The 14,936-nt window shown below is 63.7% G+C and carries 17 protein-coding genes; 10 read left to right on the top strand and 7 right to left on the bottom strand.

Annotated features, from left to right (window positions below; translation table 11 throughout):
* Positions 1 to 6 precede the first annotated feature (6 nt).
* Positions 7 to 174 carry a hypothetical protein gene (locus ACFSQT_RS13680; protein ID WP_379019348.1) on the bottom strand — a complete coding sequence of 56 codons (168 nt, stop codon included), beginning with the start codon at positions 172 to 174 and terminating at the stop codon, positions 7 to 9.
* A 94-nt stretch (positions 175 to 268) separates the two neighbouring features.
* Here ACFSQT_RS13680 and ACFSQT_RS13675 point away from each other — a divergent pair, with 94 nt between their 5' ends.
* A complete protein-coding gene (locus tag ACFSQT_RS13675) occupies positions 269 to 766 on the top strand; it encodes a MarR family winged helix-turn-helix transcriptional regulator (protein ID WP_379019346.1) in 498 nt (165 codons plus the stop codon).
* Positions 767 to 814: 48 nt separating this feature from the next.
* On the opposite strand, the gene ACFSQT_RS13670 is transcribed toward ACFSQT_RS13675, so the two are convergent.
* The gene (locus tag ACFSQT_RS13670; protein ID WP_379019444.1) at positions 815 to 1,447 is read right to left on the bottom strand and encodes a TetR/AcrR family transcriptional regulator; all 633 of its coding nucleotides are present in this window, start codon (positions 1,445 to 1,447) and stop codon (positions 815 to 817) included.
* A 101-nt stretch (positions 1,448 to 1,548) separates the two neighbouring features.
* Between ACFSQT_RS13670 and ACFSQT_RS13665 the strand changes: the two genes are divergently transcribed.
* Positions 1,549 to 1,953, top strand: coding sequence for a VOC family protein (locus tag ACFSQT_RS13665; protein ID WP_038651191.1), 405 nt, complete (start codon positions 1,549 to 1,551; stop codon positions 1,951 to 1,953).
* 113 nt (positions 1,954 to 2,066) lie between these two features.
* Here ACFSQT_RS13665 and phhA read toward each other — a convergent pair whose 3' ends face one another.
* Positions 2,067 to 2,903 (bottom strand): phenylalanine 4-monooxygenase, encoded by an 837-nt coding sequence (gene phhA, locus ACFSQT_RS13660; RefSeq protein WP_379019344.1) that lies wholly within the window; start codon positions 2,901 to 2,903, stop codon positions 2,067 to 2,069.
* A gap of 138 nt (positions 2,904 to 3,041) precedes the next feature.
* Here phhA and ACFSQT_RS13655 point away from each other — a divergent pair, with 138 nt between their 5' ends.
* The 4 genes from ACFSQT_RS13655 to ACFSQT_RS13640 all read left to right on the top strand — a co-directional run bounded on the left by ACFSQT_RS13655 (position 3,042) and on the right by ACFSQT_RS13640 (position 6,408).
* On the top strand, positions 3,042 to 3,518 hold the full coding sequence (locus tag ACFSQT_RS13655) for an Lrp/AsnC family transcriptional regulator (protein ID WP_379019342.1): 477 nt from the start codon (positions 3,042 to 3,044) through the stop codon (positions 3,516 to 3,518).
* Positions 3,519 to 3,634: 116 nt separating this feature from the next.
* Entirely contained in the window at positions 3,635 to 5,248 is a 1,614-nt protein-coding gene (gene bchE, locus ACFSQT_RS13650) for a magnesium-protoporphyrin IX monomethyl ester anaerobic oxidative cyclase (RefSeq protein ID WP_379019340.1), read from the top strand.
* Positions 5,249 to 5,283: 35 nt separating this feature from the next.
* On the top strand, positions 5,284 to 5,742 hold the full coding sequence (locus ACFSQT_RS13645; protein ID WP_379019338.1) for a RidA family protein: 459 nt from the start codon (positions 5,284 to 5,286) through the stop codon (positions 5,740 to 5,742).
* Between the two features lie 267 nt (positions 5,743 to 6,009).
* On the top strand, positions 6,010 to 6,408 hold the full coding sequence (locus tag ACFSQT_RS13640) for a RidA family protein (protein WP_379019336.1): 399 nt from the start codon (positions 6,010 to 6,012) through the stop codon (positions 6,406 to 6,408).
* Between the two features lie 22 nt (positions 6,409 to 6,430).
* Here ACFSQT_RS13640 and argB read toward each other — a convergent pair whose 3' ends face one another.
* Both argB and ACFSQT_RS13630 read right to left on the bottom strand, forming a co-directional pair.
* Positions 6,431 to 7,324: an acetylglutamate kinase gene (gene argB / locus ACFSQT_RS13635; RefSeq protein WP_112559011.1), complete on the bottom strand. Its 894-nt coding sequence runs from the start codon at positions 7,322 to 7,324 to the stop codon at positions 6,431 to 6,433.
* A gap of 218 nt (positions 7,325 to 7,542) precedes the next feature.
* Positions 7,543 to 9,039, bottom strand: coding sequence for an amidase (locus tag ACFSQT_RS13630; protein ID WP_379019333.1), 1,497 nt, complete (start codon positions 9,037 to 9,039; stop codon positions 7,543 to 7,545).
* 152 nt (positions 9,040 to 9,191) lie between these two features.
* Here ACFSQT_RS13630 and ACFSQT_RS13625 point away from each other — a divergent pair, with 152 nt between their 5' ends.
* The 4 genes from ACFSQT_RS13625 to msrB all read left to right on the top strand — a co-directional run bounded on the left by ACFSQT_RS13625 (position 9,192) and on the right by msrB (position 11,941).
* Positions 9,192 to 9,731, top strand: coding sequence for a sigma-70 family RNA polymerase sigma factor (locus ACFSQT_RS13625; protein WP_379019331.1), 540 nt, complete (start codon positions 9,192 to 9,194; stop codon positions 9,729 to 9,731).
* Complete coding sequence (locus ACFSQT_RS13620) at positions 9,728 to 10,456, top strand: anti-sigma factor (RefSeq protein WP_379019442.1); 729 nt, start codon at positions 9,728 to 9,730, stop codon at positions 10,454 to 10,456. Before ACFSQT_RS13625 ends, ACFSQT_RS13620 begins: the two co-directional genes overlap by 4 nt.
* Before the next feature lie 215 nt (positions 10,457 to 10,671).
* Entirely contained in the window at positions 10,672 to 11,229 is a 558-nt protein-coding gene (locus ACFSQT_RS13615) for a fasciclin domain-containing protein (protein WP_379019329.1), read from the top strand.
* Positions 11,230 to 11,437: 208 nt separating this feature from the next.
* Positions 11,438 to 11,941, top strand: a complete 504-nt coding sequence (gene msrB, locus ACFSQT_RS13610; RefSeq protein WP_379019327.1) for a peptide-methionine (R)-S-oxide reductase MsrB — start codon at positions 11,438 to 11,440, stop codon at positions 11,939 to 11,941.
* A gap of 123 nt (positions 11,942 to 12,064) precedes the next feature.
* Here msrB and ACFSQT_RS13605 read toward each other — a convergent pair whose 3' ends face one another.
* Both ACFSQT_RS13605 and ACFSQT_RS13600 read right to left on the bottom strand, forming a co-directional pair.
* A complete protein-coding gene (locus tag ACFSQT_RS13605; RefSeq protein ID WP_379019325.1) occupies positions 12,065 to 13,660 on the bottom strand; it encodes a DHA2 family efflux MFS transporter permease subunit in 1,596 nt (531 codons plus the stop codon).
* Between the two features lie 22 nt (positions 13,661 to 13,682).
* A complete protein-coding gene (locus tag ACFSQT_RS13600; RefSeq protein ID WP_379019323.1) occupies positions 13,683 to 14,867 on the bottom strand; it encodes an HlyD family secretion protein in 1,185 nt (394 codons plus the stop codon).
* Between the last annotated feature and the right edge of the window lie 69 nt (positions 14,868 to 14,936).

Below are 14,936 nucleotides of genomic sequence, written 5' to 3'. Positions count from 1 at the left end.
TCCAACTCAGAAGCCGTAGACGGCGATGCGCACCAGCACCGCCGCGGCGGCCAGCGCCACGAGCAGAATGCCGAGGCCGATGGGGGATCCCCTGCCATACCATTCCATTGCCAGCTTGGCATATTTGAACTCTTCCTCGTGCGAGAGAGGGCCACGCTGTTGAATCAAGCTCATTTTTCACTCCATGGCAGCGGTTGGCTCTTGCCTTGTGGGCGCTGCAACCGCATATTGTTGAGATAGTCTAAATGTTAGACAGATTGATAGTTAGATGATCGAAATAAATTCGTCAAGCGGGAATCGCGCCGAAATGACGACGGCCATCGGCCTTGCCATCATGCAATGGCAGGATGCGACGCAGGCCTATGACGAAGCGGTGGGAGTGAAGCTTGGGCTGAACATGGCCGAGCGCCATTGCATCGGGCTGCTCCATGGCGGCCCGCAATCGGCCGGCGCGATCGCCGCCGCGACCGGGCTGACGCCGGCCGCGGTGACCGCGCTGATCGACCGGCTGGAGGCGCGCGGCCTGTTGACGCGCACACGCAGTCTCGAGGACCGGCGCAAGGTGGTGATAGAGGCGACCGAGGCCACGAGGGACCTGTCGGCGCGCTATTACGGCACCATTGCGCGGGAAGGCGAAAAGGTTATCGCCAGCTTCAGCGACACGGAGCTCGCGACCATATCGCGCTTCGTCAATGCCGCACTCGACCTGCAGCGCGACCAGCTGGCGCGACTGAAGGCCGAGAGTTCGGACATCCCCGGGCGATAGGGTGCGATGTGTTGGCGGCGTTACTGCGAATGTCGGCAGGGACCGAGACTATTTCGGCTTGACCCCATAGGCGACAAGAAACGCCTCCACCGAGGCATCCGCGTGCCGTTCCAGCTCGGCCTTGGAGCGCCGGTTGCTTCCAGTGAACATGGCTTCATTCATGGGGATCCAAAGAAGCATTCCAAAAAGATGGCTGGCTGCCAGATGGGGATCACTGGTTTGTATCAGCCCTCGATTGGTGAGCTTTTGAAAGCAGGTCGCCGTCGAGGCAAGCATGCGCTCAAAACCTTTTTCGTACCAACTGCGGCCAAGCTGCGGCATTCGATCCGCATTGGCGATGATCAAGCGCCGCAGCTTCAACAACTCTTCATCCATGAGAACCGCTATCAGACGTCGGGCAAGCTGCTGCAGGCCGCCTTCCATGAATTTCGCCTCTGAAAGCAGCGTCGTCACGGACTCGATGATGTCGTTGACCTGGGTAGCGGTTGACAGAACGACTTCGCCGAACAGCGTCTCCTTGTCGGTGAAATGCTTGTAGACGGTCTGCTTGGAGGCCCCCGCCCTGGTGGCGATTTCCTCCATGCTGGTCCCGTCATAACCCTTGCTGATGAACGCCGCCGTGGCCGCCTGGATGATTTCACGATCCTTGCGTGCCGATCTGGTCTCTCCGTCGATTTTCATGGCGCCCTCCCAACCAGTACTAGACGGTACCGTTCCCATATGATAGCCATAAACGGTACTGGACTGACTAGTACCTGTCAACGAAGGCAAGGCTTAGACCGATGACCAAGATGATCTTTATAAATCTGCCGGTGCGCGATCTGCAGGCAGCGACCAACTTCTATCTCGCGATCGGGGGCACGCTGAATCCGCAGTTCTCGAACGACCAGGCCAGCTCGATCATGTTCTCCGACTCGATTGGAGTGATGTTGCTGACGCACCAGCATTACGGCCAGTTCACAACGCGCCAGATCGGCGACGCCAGGCGCGACAGCCAGATGCTGATCGCACTCACCGCCGGCAGCAAGGACGAGGTCAATGCCACAATCGAGAAGGGCGTGGCGGCCGGCGGCCGCGCCGATCCCAACCCCGCGCAGGACCTCGGTTTCATGTTCAACCGCCACATCGAAGACCCCGACGGCAACGTCTGGGAGTTCCTGTGGATGAACCCCGCCGCCATGCAATAGAGTGTAGGGATCAAAGCGTCCAAAGCGCGTCGCGTTGACACGGATTCATGCGACGCGCTTTGTGTTTGTTTCATGCATGTCGTTCCCGGGCGGAAACAATTCTCCTGGATTTGCTAGACCGTCGCCGGATCGAGCGCCGGCTGGCCCTTGTGGCGGGCGACGATCGCTTCGAAATCGGCGGTCTGGAAGGCATCGCGCAAGGCGTCAAAGGACGGCAGCACGAAATAGGCGCGCTGGAACTTGTCGATCTCGTAACCGGTCCGCATCACCGTTTCGAGGTCGAAGGGCACGTGGTGGGCGTCCTTGCCTTCGACGGCGAACTGCAGTTCTGTGAACGACGACATCAGGCCGGCGCCAAAGGCTTTCAACGGCTGGCCGCTCTCCTGCATCAGGCCATATTCGACCGTGTACCAGTAGAGCCGGGTGATCATCTCGTCGCCGCCCAGCGCAATGATGTCGCCGGCCTTGCGACCGTACATCTGCATGAAGTCGGCGAACACCGGCTGCGACAGCACCGGCACATGGCCGAAGAAATCATGGAACATGTCGGGTTCGACGATGTAGTCGAGTTCTTGCCTGGTCCGCAGCCAGTTGGTGACCGGGAAGCGGCGGTTGGCGAGATGGTCGAAGAAGGGTGCCGCGGGAATGAGACCCGGCACGGCGACGATCTCCCAGCCGGTCAGCTTGCGCAGCTTGGCGCTGACGTCCTCGAAATCGGGGATGCGGTCGAGCAGGCCAAGCTTCTCGACACCGTCGAGATAGGAATGGTGGGCGAGCTTGCGCGTCAGTTTGGTCTGGCGGTCGCACAGCGTGCGCCACACCGCCTGCTCCTCGGCGCTGTAATCGTAACCCTGCGCCACGGTGAAATCGGCACGGCAGACCGAGTAGTCGCCGCGCAATCCTTGCGCCGCGCAGTCGCGGGCATATTCGGCAACGCTCATCGTCGTCATGGTTTTTCTCCCTGCAAATCATGAAAGGCGAACGTGCCGTAGGTTAACCGGGTTTGCCGAGGCAAATTCGTTTTGATGATGGCTCGAACGCGATATTCGAGATAACATTCACTCAGGAACTGCATAAGTGGAGTGAAAATGCCTCAATTCGACGATTTCGAGATCAAGATGCTCGATGTCCTGCAACGCGACGGACGCAAGCCGGTCTCCGAGCTGGCACAAGAGATCGGCCTGTCGACGACGCCGTGCGCGCGGCGTTTCGAGGTGCTGCAGGATGCCGGCATCATCAAGGGCTTTGCCGCGGTGATCAGCCGCCGGGCGGTCGGCCTGATGGTCGAGGTGTTCATCCAGGTTCGCCTCGTCAGCCACAGCGACGGCTCGCCCGAAAGCTTCATCGCCGCCGTGCAGCGCATGGACGAGGTGTCGTCGTGCTGGACGATGACCGGCGACCACGATTTCCTGCTGCATGTCATGGTGCCGTCGGTCGACGAGCTCAACGCCTTCGTCATGCACCGGCTGATGCGGCTCGACGGCGTGCGCGACGTCCACACCCAGCTCGTGCTGCAGAATATCAAGGGTCCCGGCCACGTGCCGCTCGCGCATCTGCGGCGGTGATGGTGCCTGCCTTGCGCATTCTTACGGAGAAGCTGCACGCAAACTGCTGAAACGGGCCAATCGGGCGTCCATATCGCCGGCCAGCATCCGCGGACCATCAGCCCGAGAGGTCCGCCATGAAAATCGTCCTGATCAATCCACCGCACACCGCCATCGGCAGCCGTGTCCCGGACGACCACCTGCCGCCGCTTGGCCTGCTGGCGCTGGGCGGCCCGCTGATCGATGCCGGCCATCAGGTGCGGCTCGTCGACGCCGAGTTCGGGCCGCTGCCGCTCGACATGGTTGTGCGCGACGCGCTCGACGATCACCCCGATTTCGTCCTGATCGGCCATTCCGGCTCGACCTCGGCGCACCCGACCGCCTTGCTTATCGCGCGCATGATCAAGCAGCGCGAGCCGTCGACCATCATCATCTATGGCGGCGTGTTTCCGACCTATCACTGGCGCGACATCCTGACTGACACGGACGTCTTCGACTTCATCGTGCGCGGCGAGGGCGAGGCGACCGTCGTGGCGCTGGTCGAGGCGCTGGAAATGCACCAGGTGCCGGCAAGCGTGGCCGGCATCGCCTTTCGCGACGATCTGCGCCGCCCCTTCGCCACGCAGGCGGCCATGACCATCGCCGATCTCGACGCCTACCGTGTCGGCTGGGAGCTGATCGACCACCGCCGCTACGGCTACTGGGGCGGCAAGCGTGCCGTGGTCATGCAGTTTTCGCGCGGCTGCCCGCATCTGTGCAACTATTGCGGCCAGCGCGGCTTCTGGACCCGCTGGCGGCATCGCGATCCCGTAAAATTCGCCAAGGAGATCGCCTGGCTGCATCGCGAGCACGGCGTCGAGCTGATCAATCTTGCCGACGAGAACCCGACTGTTTCGAAGAAAGCCTGGCGCGCCTTTCTCGACGCCCTGATCGCCGAGAGCGTGCCGGTGCTGATCGTCGGCTCGACCCGCGCCGATGACATCGTGCGCGATGCCGACATCCTGCATCTCTACCGCAAGGCCGGCGTCATCCGCTGGCTGCTCGGCATGGAAAACACCGACGAACAGACGCTGCAACTGATCCGCAAGGGCGGCAGCACCTCATCCGACCGCGAGGCGATAAGGCTGCTGCGCCTCAACGGCATCCTGTCGATGGCGACCTGGGTGGCCGGCTTCGAGGATGAGGGCTTTCGCGACCTGTGGCGCGGCTTTCGCCAGCTCATCGCCTACGATCCCGACCAGATCCAGGCGCTCTATGTGACGCCGCATCGCTGGACGCCATTCTTCAGGATCGCGCGGGATCGCAAGGTGATCCAGAAGGATGCCCGCCTGTGGGACTACAAGCACCAGGTCCTGCAGATGACCCGGCTGAAGCCGTGGATGCTGTTCTTCAGCGTCAAGCTGATCGAACTGGCGGTACAGTCGCGGCCGAAGGCGCTGGCGCGCATCCTGTTCCACAAGGACCCCGAGCAGCGGCATTCGATGCGCTGGTACACGCAGATGGGGCGCCGAGTCTGGTTCCGCGAGGTCTGGGGATTCCTGGCCCGCGACGGCCGGGTGAAAGACGGCCCGACGCTTGCCGAGTTCTGGGGCGCGCCGCAGGACGCCGAGGAGGAATCGATGACCGTTCGCCGCCCGGCGCGCCGGGTGGGCGGCGCTGGCCGTGGCGCAGCCGCCACGCCTGCCTTCGATGCTGGATCGATCGAAATGAACACGCGCGTTCGTCCTGGCCGGCGGCGGGCAGCGCGCTAGCTTCTTCGAAGCGGGCCTGCCGGCAGGAGGAAGAGATGGAGCTTGTTACACATAGAAAGATGAAAGGCGGCCGGCCGATGCCCTGGGGGAAGGGCACCGTCGTGTCGGGCGCCAGGGGCTACGTCTTTCTCGCCGGCAATACGGGTACTGCCGACAACTATGATCCGTCGACCGGCAAGGGTGGCGCCGTTGGCGACGCGGCGACGCAATGGCGCTCCATCCTAACGACCATCAAATCGGATCTGGAAGAGCTCGGCAGCTCGCTCGACCATCTCGTCAAAATCACGCAGTACGTCAAAGGACCGTTTCCGGATGGCGGCGCCCTGAGCTCGCCCAATTTCCGGCTGGACGTGATGGACGAATTCTTCGCCGAGCACTGCCCGAAGCATTGCAGCTACAACAACCCGCCGCCATCGGAGGTGATCGGGGTTGCCGCACTGGCACATCCCGATCTCGTCATCGAGATCGTGGCGGTTGCCGCCCTGCCGGACTGAGCCCGGGCGCGCGGCAAGCCGATCGAGCCGCGGTGCGGTCGCGGCCGATGGCACTGGCGCGCAGGTATCCCGAGCAGCACCATTCGCATCCGCCAAATGGCCGGGCGGTTTCCCGCGAAGCGGAGTTTGTCCTGGCCGGCAATCTCCAAGAACATACGCAGCGTATGTGTATTGACATACGGACCGTATGAACCCACATCGTATATACGGGGCGTATGTCAATGGCTGCCTCGACCTGTGGCTGCCATGTTTGAATGGAGTGAAACAATGACCAAACGCGACGCGATATTCCCGGCCGGCCGGCAAGCTCTCTACGAGATCAACCGCTATTCGGCGGCGATCCGCTCAGGTGACTTGCTGTTCGTGTCGGGGCAAGTCGGCAGCCGCGAGGATGGATCGCCCGAACCTGTATTCGAAAGGCAGGTCGAGCTTGCCTTCGACAATCTCGCGGCGGTGCTGAAGGCCGCCGGCTGTACGTTCGACGACATCGTCGACGTGACCACGTTTCACACCGATCCCGCCGTGCAGTGGCCGGCGATAGACGCCGTTCGGCTCAAGGTACTCGGCGAACCGCCCTACACAAACTGGACCGCCGTGGGTGTGAACTGGCTGGCTGGCTTCGACTTTGAAATAAAGGTGATCGCGCGCCTTCCTCAATCCGGCTGATCGGCCGGCAGGGCAGCCAAGCTCAGGGCACGATCAGCGTGCCGGCGCCGTGTTCGGTGAACAGTTCAAGCAGCACCGAATGCGGCGTCTTGCCGTTGAGGATGACGACGCCTTCGACGCCGCGCTCGATCGCTTCGATGCAGGTCTCGACCTTGGGGATCATGCCGCCCGAGACCGTGCCGTCCTTGATCAGCGCCTTGGCCTCGGCCACGGTCAGTTCGTCGATCAGCTTCTTGTTCTTGTCGAGCACGCCGGGCACGTCGGTCAGGAACAGCAGGCGCGTCGCCTGGCAGGCGCCGGCAATGGCGCCGGCGAAAGTGTCGGCGTTGATGTTGTAGGTGTGGCCGTCGCGGCCGGGCGCCACCGGCGCCAGCACGGGGATCATTTCGGAACGCGCCAGGAGATCGAGCAAGGTGCGGTCGACCTCGACCGGCTCGCCGACGAAGCCGAGATCGAGCACGCGCTCGATGTTGGAGTCCGGATCGATCATCGTCTTGCGCGCCTTTTCGGCAAAGACCATGTTGCCGTCCTTGCCGCACAGGCCGATCGCCCATTCGCCCTCGGCGTTGATCAGCGCCACGATCTCCTTGTTGATCGAGCCGGCCAGCACCATCTCGACGATCTCGACCGTCTTCTGGTCGGTGACGCGCAGGCCGCCCTCGAACTTCGATTCGATGCCCATCTTGGCCAGCATGGCGCCGATCTGCGGGCCGCCGCCATGGACGACGATCGGGTTGACGCCCGATTGCTTCAACAGCGCGATGTCGCGCGCGAAGGCCTTGCCGAGTTCGATATCGCCCATGGCGTGGCCGCCATATTTCACCACGACCGTTTTGTGCTCGTAGCGCTGCATGTAAGGCAGCGCCCGCGAAAGCAGGGCTGCCTGCATTTCGGCGGTGGCGGTTATCTCCGTCATCGGTGTGGTTCCCGGCTTCTGGTTTTGTGCATGTCGTCATCCCAAAACCGCTGGATACTTTTGGGCGACATGCACTTGGTTTTGTGCATGCCGTGTCCCAAAACCGCTGGGCACTTTTGGGCGACATCCACTTGGAAAGAACGGCGGCGTCTTAGCGGGAATTGGCGCCAGCCGCAAATGGCTTTGCTGTCATATTCGAGCCCCTCACGACCTCGTCATCATGACGGCACCCTCAGCGGCGCCCTGCGGCCCAGCCAACCCGAGATCTTCTCCATCTGCGCGGCAAGCGACAGCAGCGTCTCCTCGTCGCCCGGCCGGCCCGCCGCCTGGATGCCGAGCGGCAGGCCGGCGTCGGTGACATGGACGGGCAGCGCGATCGACGGCTGGCCGCTGACATTCTGGATCGCCGGCCAATGGGTGAACCAGAGGCTCTTGTCCATCAGCTGGCCGAAGAATGATTTCAACTTCAGCAACGGCGTCAGGTGAAGCTTGTCGAGCAGGTTCTCGATGAGTTCGTCGGCGCCTTTCGGGTCCATGGCGCCGCAGGCGAGCGGCGGGTGGGCGATGATCGGCATCAGCACGGCATCATACTGCGCGGTCTCCGCGATCAGCTGCCGTGAGGCTGCATGCAGCCGTTGCAGGCCGGCATAGGTCTCGCCGGCCGACACGAGTTCGCCGAAGCGGGCGAGCACGCGCGTCGCGCGCTCGATGTCGCCCAAAACGGAACGGCCGACACGCAGCGCTTCGGCCCGCATCGTGCCGGCGACGGCCGAGGCCACGCCGCTGGCAAAATCGGCCATGAAATCGCGCCCGATAAAGGGCAGGTCGATGTCCTCGACCGTATGGCCGCCCTCGCGGGCGAGCGCCACCGCCGTGTCGAGCGCAACAAGCGTCTCGGCCGAGACCGGCAGGCCAAGCGGCGATTTGCGGTACACGGCCAGCCTGAGCTTGCCGGGATCGCGCGCGGCTGCAGCAGTGAAGCTGCCTTTGGGCGGCGGCGCGGCATAGGGCGACAACAGGTCGGGACCGTGGGTGAGGTCGAGCAGCAGCGCGCAGTCGCGCACCGAGCGGGTGAGCGCATGGTCGACGACCATGCCGTACCAGCTCTCGCTCACCAATGGCGTCAGCGGTATGCGGCCGCGCGACGTCTTGAGGCCGACAAGCCCGGTGCAGGCGGCAGGCACCCGGATCGAGCCGCCGCCATCCGAGGCATGCGCCACCGGCACGACGCCGGCAGCGACCAGCGCCGCGGCACCTCCCGACGAGCCGCCGCTGGTATGGCCGGTGTTCCACGGATTGCGGGTGATGCCGAAGGCCTTGGATTCGGTCATCAGCCGAAGCCCGTGTTCCGGCGATGTCGAGGTGACGATGGGAATGAGCCCGGCGGCGAGGTAGCGGTCGGTCAGCACCGAATTGACGTCGGCCAGCCATGCCGGAATGCGGCTGCCGCCATGCGTCGGCACGCCCTCGATGGCGATGCCGAGATCCTTGATGGCAAAGGGAATGCCGGCCAGCGGCAGCGAGCGGTCGACGGTCTTCGCCCGGGCCCGCGCGGCGTCATAGAGCGGCTCGGCCGTGGCATTGATGTCGGAACGGGTGGCCTCGGCGCGAGCGATCGCCGCTTCGGTCAGCTCGACCGGTGAAACCTCGCCCTTGCGGACCAGATCGGCGAGGCCGGTTGCGTCCTGCGCCCACAGTGTCTGTTCAACCGACATGCGCGTTCCCCCCAACATGGGAAGGCAAGCTAGCCAGTGGCGATTTCATTGGCAATCGATGGACAAGGCCGGGCAGGTAATACGGCAAGGTTTGGCGTGCAAAAGGCCATTTCCGTCGTTGCAAATACATTGCAATCGCCTAATTTGCCTGCATGACGCCGCAGGACATCACCAAGTTGATTGTCCGGACTTCGATGAAGGATCGGGCAGCGTTCGATCTGCTCTACCGGCAGACCAGCTCGAAACTTTTCGGCGTCTGCCTTCGTGTATTGAACGACCGGGGAGATACTGAAGAAGCTCTACAGGAGGTCTTCGTCAAGATATGGACGAAGGCGGATCGTTTTGCCGTCTCCGATCTGAGCCCGATCTCCTGGCTGGTGGCGATCGCGCGCAACCACGCGATCGATCGCGTCAGAGCGCGACGCAAGCCCGCTGTCGATATCGACGCCGCGCTCGATGTGGCCGATCCGGCGCCAGGGCCCGAAGCGATGGTGGTGGCGGGCGGTGAATCCGAACGCATCCATCATTGTCTCGATGAGCTGGAAAAGGACCGGGCGGCGGCCGTTCGGGGCGCCTATCTCAAGGGCGAGAGCTATGCCGAACTGGCGGAACGCCACGGCGTGCCGTTGAACACGATGCGGACCTGGCTGCGCCGCAGCCTGTTGAAACTCAGAGAATGTCTGGAAAGATGACGCTGGCAGAGGATAACGGACCGGAACGTGGAGGCGACGACCTGCTCGCCGCCGAATACGTTCTCGGCGTGCTGTCGGCGGACGAGCGGCAGATCGCGTCCAGGCGCATCGAAGCGGAGACCGGGTTCGCCCGTCTTGTCGACGGTTGGGAGGTCTCTCTCTCGCCGCTCAACGCCGGCTACCCGGAAATCGAACCGCCGGCTTCGGTCAAGGCTGCTGTCGATCGCCGCCTGTTCGCATCCACCGCGACTGTCACCCCGCCCGCCGAATCGCGCGGTGGCCTATGGTCCAGCCTGGCCTTCTGGCGTGGCCTCGCTGCTGCGGCGGTCGCCGCGCTGGCGATCTATATCGCCGTGCCCAGCCTCAACCCGCCGGTCGCGCCGCCGCAGGCGCGCCTTGTCGCCTCGCTGGCCGCCGATGGCAGCGATGTCAAATTTCTCGCCGTCTACGACGCCGCGCAGCACGAGGTCGGCCTGTCGCATGTCTCCGGCGAGCGCGCCGCCGGCAAGGACTTCGAGCTGTGGATGATCGAGGGCAAGAATCCGCCGGTCTCGATGGGCGTCATACCGGCCGGCGCGACAGCGCATATTGCCGTCTCGCCGGCAGCCCGGCAGAAGCTCGCCCAGGGCGCGGTGCTCGCCGTCAGCCTCGAGCCGGCGGGCGGGTCGCCGACCGGCCAGCCGACCGGACCGGTGGTCGCGGCAGGCGATCTGAAGAGCATCTGACCGGCTTCCGGCCGGCACCAGAAGACCGGCAGTCTATCTTCCTCCGCGCATGTCTAGTCGCACCTATGAGCTGGCAAAACGCTTCGCGTGAAAATTCTCTCGGTGGCACGGATAAAATTAAAAAATCCAGATACTCCTGAAACTCTCGCATGTGCGTCGCGTATCTCCTCGCGTCCCCAAGGATGGGAAGAGAAAAACCCGAGGAGTTTGACATCATGCGTAAATACGCCACCCTTTTGCTTACCAGCGCGATCGCTGTTTCCGCTCTTGCCACCGCGGCCTATGCCGAAAACCCGATGGTTGGCGGCGCCGCCATGTATGCCCAGAAGAACATCGTCGAGAACGCCGTCAACTCGAAGGACCACACGACGCTGGTCGCCGCCGTCAAGGCAGCCGGCCTGGTCGAGACGCTGCAAAGCGCCGGTCCGTTCACCGTGTTCGCGCCGACCAACGAGGCCTTTGCGGCGCTGCCGGCCGGCACGGTCGAGACGCTGCTCAAGCCCGAGAACAAGGACAAGCTCACCAAGATCCTGACCTGCCATGTCATCGGCGCCAAGGCGATGGGGGCGGACGTGGCCGCGATGGCCAAGGCTGACGGCGGGGCCCACAAGGTCAAGACGGTCGGCGGCTGCGAGCTCTCGCTCAAGGCCGACGGCGGCAAGGTCACCGTCACCGACGAGAACGGCAATGTCGCCAATGTAACGATCGCCGATGTCGAGCAGTCCAATGGCGTCATCCACGTCATCGACAAGGTTCTGTTGCCGAAGATGTAACAAAGGGCTTGCCGCCGACGAAGTCGCAGCAAGGGCTCTTCGTCGATTGCATGGTCTGGCTCCCGCGACCGGCAATTGACCCGCGCACTCCGCGCCGTCCACGTTCAGATGTGGAACGGCGCGAGGTGTCGTTTGAGGCCCCCGTCACCGGCTTTTGATTTCCGCGTGGCGGCAGAGTTTGGCAAAGAGACAACAGGAGGAACCGGTCATGAACCGTCGCGACTTTCTTTGGAGCGGTGCCGCCGCCATCGGCGTCGTCGGGGCGGCCGCAACGATGCTGCGCATGGGCAACCCGCAGCCCGCCCAGGCGGCCGAAAAGTTCGAGGTCACCAAGACTGAGGCCGAGTGGAAAGCCATCCTGTCGCCGGCCGCCTTCGACGTGCTGCGCAAGCAAGGCACGGAATATCCCGGCACCAGCCCGCTGCTCAACGAACACCGCAAGGGCATTTTCGCTTGTGCCGGCTGCGACCTGCCGGTCTATCCGTCCGAGACGAAGTTCGATTCCGGCACCGGCTGGCCGAGCTTCTGGCAAGAGATTCCCAAGGCCATCGGCAAGACTGTGGACAGGTCGCTGGGCATGACCCGCACCGAGGTGCATTGCCGCCGTTGCGGCGGCCATCTCGGCCATGTCTTCGACGACGGCCCGGCGCCGACCGGCCTGCGGCACTGCATCAACGGCGTGGCGCTGAGCTTCAAGCCCGCTACGGCCTGACAAGAACCTATCGGCATCGGCATAACGAAAAACTCCGGGCTTGCGGCCCGGAGTTTTTTGCGCGGTCAGGCATTTCGGGCGTGGACTGGAGGAGCTTCCCGAAACGGATGTCCACGTTTGATGTCAGTGGCCGCCGCCCCCAGCGGCGGCAGGCGCGGCCGGCTTATTGATCAGCATGGTGAACAGGCCGAGCGTCGCAAACAGCACCGTCAGCATGTAGAACACGTCCATGAAGGACAGCAGCGCGGCCTGCTGCTGCACCATGCCCGACAGCTTGGAGATGGCAGCACTTGCCGCGTCGAGGCCGGTGGTCTGCTCGAAATTGAGCGTCATGTTCTGCAGCTTTTGCTGTGCGGCGGCACTGCCCCACTGCACGTGCTCGGAGAGCCTTGCGTAGTGGAACGCGTTGCGGTCGATCAGCACGGTGTTGATGATGGCCAGACCGACGGCGCCGCCGAGGTTGCGGGTGAGATTGAACAGGCCGGACGCATTCTTCAGCCGGTCGGGCGGCAAGGTGCCGAGCGCGATGTTGTTGATCGGCACCATGCACAGCATCATCGAACAGCCGCGCAGGATCTGCGGGATGAGCAGTTCGTAAAAATCCCAGTCGGCGGTCAGATGCGTCATCCACCACGTTCCGGTGGCGAAGCCGAAGAAGCCGATCATCATCATCAGGCGCGGGTCCATCTTGCTCGACAGGATGCCCGAGACCGGTGCGGTGAAGAACATGGCCAGACCGCTGACGAACAGCGCCTCGCCGATCATCATCGAATCGTAGCCGCGGATGCGTCCGAGGAACACCGGATAGAGATAGGTCAGGCCGTAGAGGCCGATGCCGATGACGAAGGAGAACAGCGAGCCGAACGCAAAGTTGACGTTGCTGAACGCCTTCAGGTCGACGATCGGCTCCTCGGCGGTGAACGCACGCCAGAAGAACAGCACGCCGCCAACGGTCATGACAATGGCGCAGATGAACACGGCCTGATCCTGCAGCCAGTCATTGTTGGGGCCTTCCTCGAGCACATATTCCATGCATCCCAGGAGGGCCGCCATGCCGGCGAGGCCCCACCAGTCGAACTTGCTGAACAGCTTGAGATTGGGCTTGTCGAAGTCGATCAGCGTCCAGGCCGCCGTCGTCACCAGGATGCCGGGCACGACGTTGATGAGGAACAGCCAATGCCAGGACATGGCATGGCTGATATAGCCGCCGACGGTCGGGCCGATGGTCGGCGCCAGTGTCGCCACCAGGCCGATCATCGGCGAGACCACGGCGCGGCGCGACGGCGGGAAAATGGTGAAGGCAGCGGCAAAGACGCTCGGGATCATGCCGCCGCCGATAAAACCCTGGACGGCACGGTAGACGATCATCTGGTCGATGTTGGTGGCGGTCGCGGCCAGCGCGCTGGCCGCGGTAAAGCCGGCCGCCGAGATCGTGAACAGCACGCGTGTCGACAGCATCCGGCTGAGGAAACCCGACAGCGGGATCATCACCACCTCGGCGATCAGATAGGCGGTCTGCACCCACGGGATCTCGTCGGAGCTGGCGCTCAGGCCGGCCTGGATCTCGGCCAGCGAGGCCGAGACGATCTGGATGTCGAGGATAGCCATGAACATGCCGAACACCATCGCCAGGAAGGCGATGACGCGCCGCGTCGAGATGGTGTCGGGCACGGCCGGCCTCGCCGGCGGCGCTCCTGCTGTCAGGGTTGCGGTGGCCATGGTATTGCTCCCCGGCGGCCGCTCAGTTCGAGGCCGTGGGCGCGGTGCGGCTGTCGACGGCAACGACGACGCTCAAGCCGGCGCGCAGCTTGCCGCTCTTCAGCACGTCGGCCGGCACATCGATGCGAACCGGAACGCGCTGCACGACCTTGGTGAAGTTGCCGGTGGCATTTTCAGGCGGCAGCAGCGAGAACACGGCACCTGAAGCCGGCGCCAGCGACGAGACGGTTCCCTCGAAATCCTGGCCATCGGTCGCGTCGACCGAGATCTTGACCTTCTCGCCGGGAACCAGGCGGGCAAGCTGTGTCTCCTTGAAGTTGGCGACGATGTAGAGCTTGTCCATCGGCACGATGACGGCGAGCTTCTGGCCGGGGCTGACGAGATCGCCCTGCTCGACCGAGCGATTGCCGACGACGCCGTCATAAGGCGCCTTGAGCACGGTGAAGGAGAGATCCCGCGCGGCCTTGTCCCGGCTGAGCTGCAAGGAGGCAAGCGTGCTCGCCGATTCGGCGCGCTGCGCCTGCAGCACGCCGATATTGGCCTGTGCCGCCGCAATCTGCGCGTCGGCACCGACAAGGGCGGCATTGGCCTGTTGGACCGCGGTCTGGGCATCGTCCAGCTGTGCCTGCGTGCCGACATGCGTCTTGAGCAGTTGCGAGGCGCGCGCCGCGACCTTGGCCGCGTTGTCGGCCGCGGCCTGGTCGGCGACCTTCTGCGCCTGCGCCTGCTGCAGCGAGGCGCGCGCTGCTTCGGTCTGGGCGTCGATACGGTCGAGCGTCTTGCTCAATGTGGCGATCTGCGCCTCGGCCTGGGCCACGGCGATCTTGTAGTCGCCATCATCGACGACGAGCAGCGGATCGCCAGCCTTGACCTTTTGGTTCTCGCTCACCTTGACCTGACCGACATAGCCAGAAATCTTGGGCGAGATGAACGCCATGTCGGCCTGGACATAGGCGTCGTCCGTTGAGACCATGAAGCGGCCGGTCGTCCAGTAGTTGTATCCGTACCAGGCGCCGGCGCTCAGCAGGGCAACGCCGATGATCGGCAGCAGCAAGGACCGCACCGAGCGCTTCTTCTTGGCCGGAGCCTCTGCCGGCGGTGGCGCCACGGCAGGCAGGACGGGCACTTCCGGTGCTTCCGTCGCCGGCGCGACCTTGGCGTTGGGGAAAGGACGGACTTCTGCGGTGGTTGGCGCGCTTGAGGACATGACAACTCTCTAAAATAATGATACTGAACCGTTCGGTTCGATCTGGGCGTTGACATAGCGCGTAAGGAG

The sequence above is a fragment of the Mesorhizobium calcicola genome, from assembly GCF_042682105.1.
GTDB lineage: Bacteria > Pseudomonadota > Alphaproteobacteria > Rhizobiales > Rhizobiaceae > Mesorhizobium > Mesorhizobium calcicola.
Note: the sequence above shows the minus strand (reverse complement) of the source record. Positions and strands in the feature narration are given on the sequence as shown.

What these genes read in the sequence shown, in the direction of transcription:
- ACFSQT_RS13680 (WP_379019348.1), bottom strand. Translation starts at nt 174, where the DNA reads ATGAGCTTGATTCAACAGCGTGGCCCTCTCTCGCACGAGGAAGAGTTC.
- ACFSQT_RS13675 (WP_379019346.1), top strand. Translation starts at nt 269, where the DNA reads ATGATCGAAATAAATTCGTCAAGCGGGAATCGCGCCGAAATGACGACG.
- ACFSQT_RS13670 (WP_379019444.1), bottom strand. Translation starts at nt 1,447, where the DNA reads ATGAAAATCGACGGAGAGACCAGATCGGCACGCAAGGATCGTGAAATC.
- ACFSQT_RS13665 (WP_038651191.1), top strand. Translation starts at nt 1,549, where the DNA reads ATGACCAAGATGATCTTTATAAATCTGCCGGTGCGCGATCTGCAGGCA.
- phhA (WP_379019344.1), bottom strand. Translation starts at nt 2,903, where the DNA reads ATGACGACGATGAGCGTTGCCGAATATGCCCGCGACTGCGCGGCGCAA.
- ACFSQT_RS13655 (WP_379019342.1), top strand. Translation starts at nt 3,042, where the DNA reads ATGCCTCAATTCGACGATTTCGAGATCAAGATGCTCGATGTCCTGCAA.
- bchE (WP_379019340.1), top strand. Translation starts at nt 3,635, where the DNA reads ATGAAAATCGTCCTGATCAATCCACCGCACACCGCCATCGGCAGCCGT.
- ACFSQT_RS13645 (WP_379019338.1), top strand. Translation starts at nt 5,284, where the DNA reads ATGGAGCTTGTTACACATAGAAAGATGAAAGGCGGCCGGCCGATGCCC.
- ACFSQT_RS13640 (WP_379019336.1), top strand. Translation starts at nt 6,010, where the DNA reads ATGACCAAACGCGACGCGATATTCCCGGCCGGCCGGCAAGCTCTCTAC.
- argB (WP_112559011.1), bottom strand. Translation starts at nt 7,324, where the DNA reads ATGACGGAGATAACCGCCACCGCCGAAATGCAGGCAGCCCTGCTTTCG.
- ACFSQT_RS13630 (WP_379019333.1), bottom strand. Translation starts at nt 9,039, where the DNA reads ATGTCGGTTGAACAGACACTGTGGGCGCAGGACGCAACCGGCCTCGCC.
- ACFSQT_RS13625 (WP_379019331.1), top strand. Translation starts at nt 9,192, where the DNA reads ATGACGCCGCAGGACATCACCAAGTTGATTGTCCGGACTTCGATGAAG.
- ACFSQT_RS13620 (WP_379019442.1), top strand. Translation starts at nt 9,728, where the DNA reads ATGACGCTGGCAGAGGATAACGGACCGGAACGTGGAGGCGACGACCTG.
- ACFSQT_RS13615 (WP_379019329.1), top strand. Translation starts at nt 10,672, where the DNA reads ATGCGTAAATACGCCACCCTTTTGCTTACCAGCGCGATCGCTGTTTCC.
- msrB (WP_379019327.1), top strand. Translation starts at nt 11,438, where the DNA reads ATGAACCGTCGCGACTTTCTTTGGAGCGGTGCCGCCGCCATCGGCGTC.
- ACFSQT_RS13605 (WP_379019325.1), bottom strand. Translation starts at nt 13,660, where the DNA reads ATGGCCACCGCAACCCTGACAGCAGGAGCGCCGCCGGCGAGGCCGGCC.
- ACFSQT_RS13600 (WP_379019323.1), bottom strand. Translation starts at nt 14,867, where the DNA reads ATGTCCTCAAGCGCGCCAACCACCGCAGAAGTCCGTCCTTTCCCCAAC.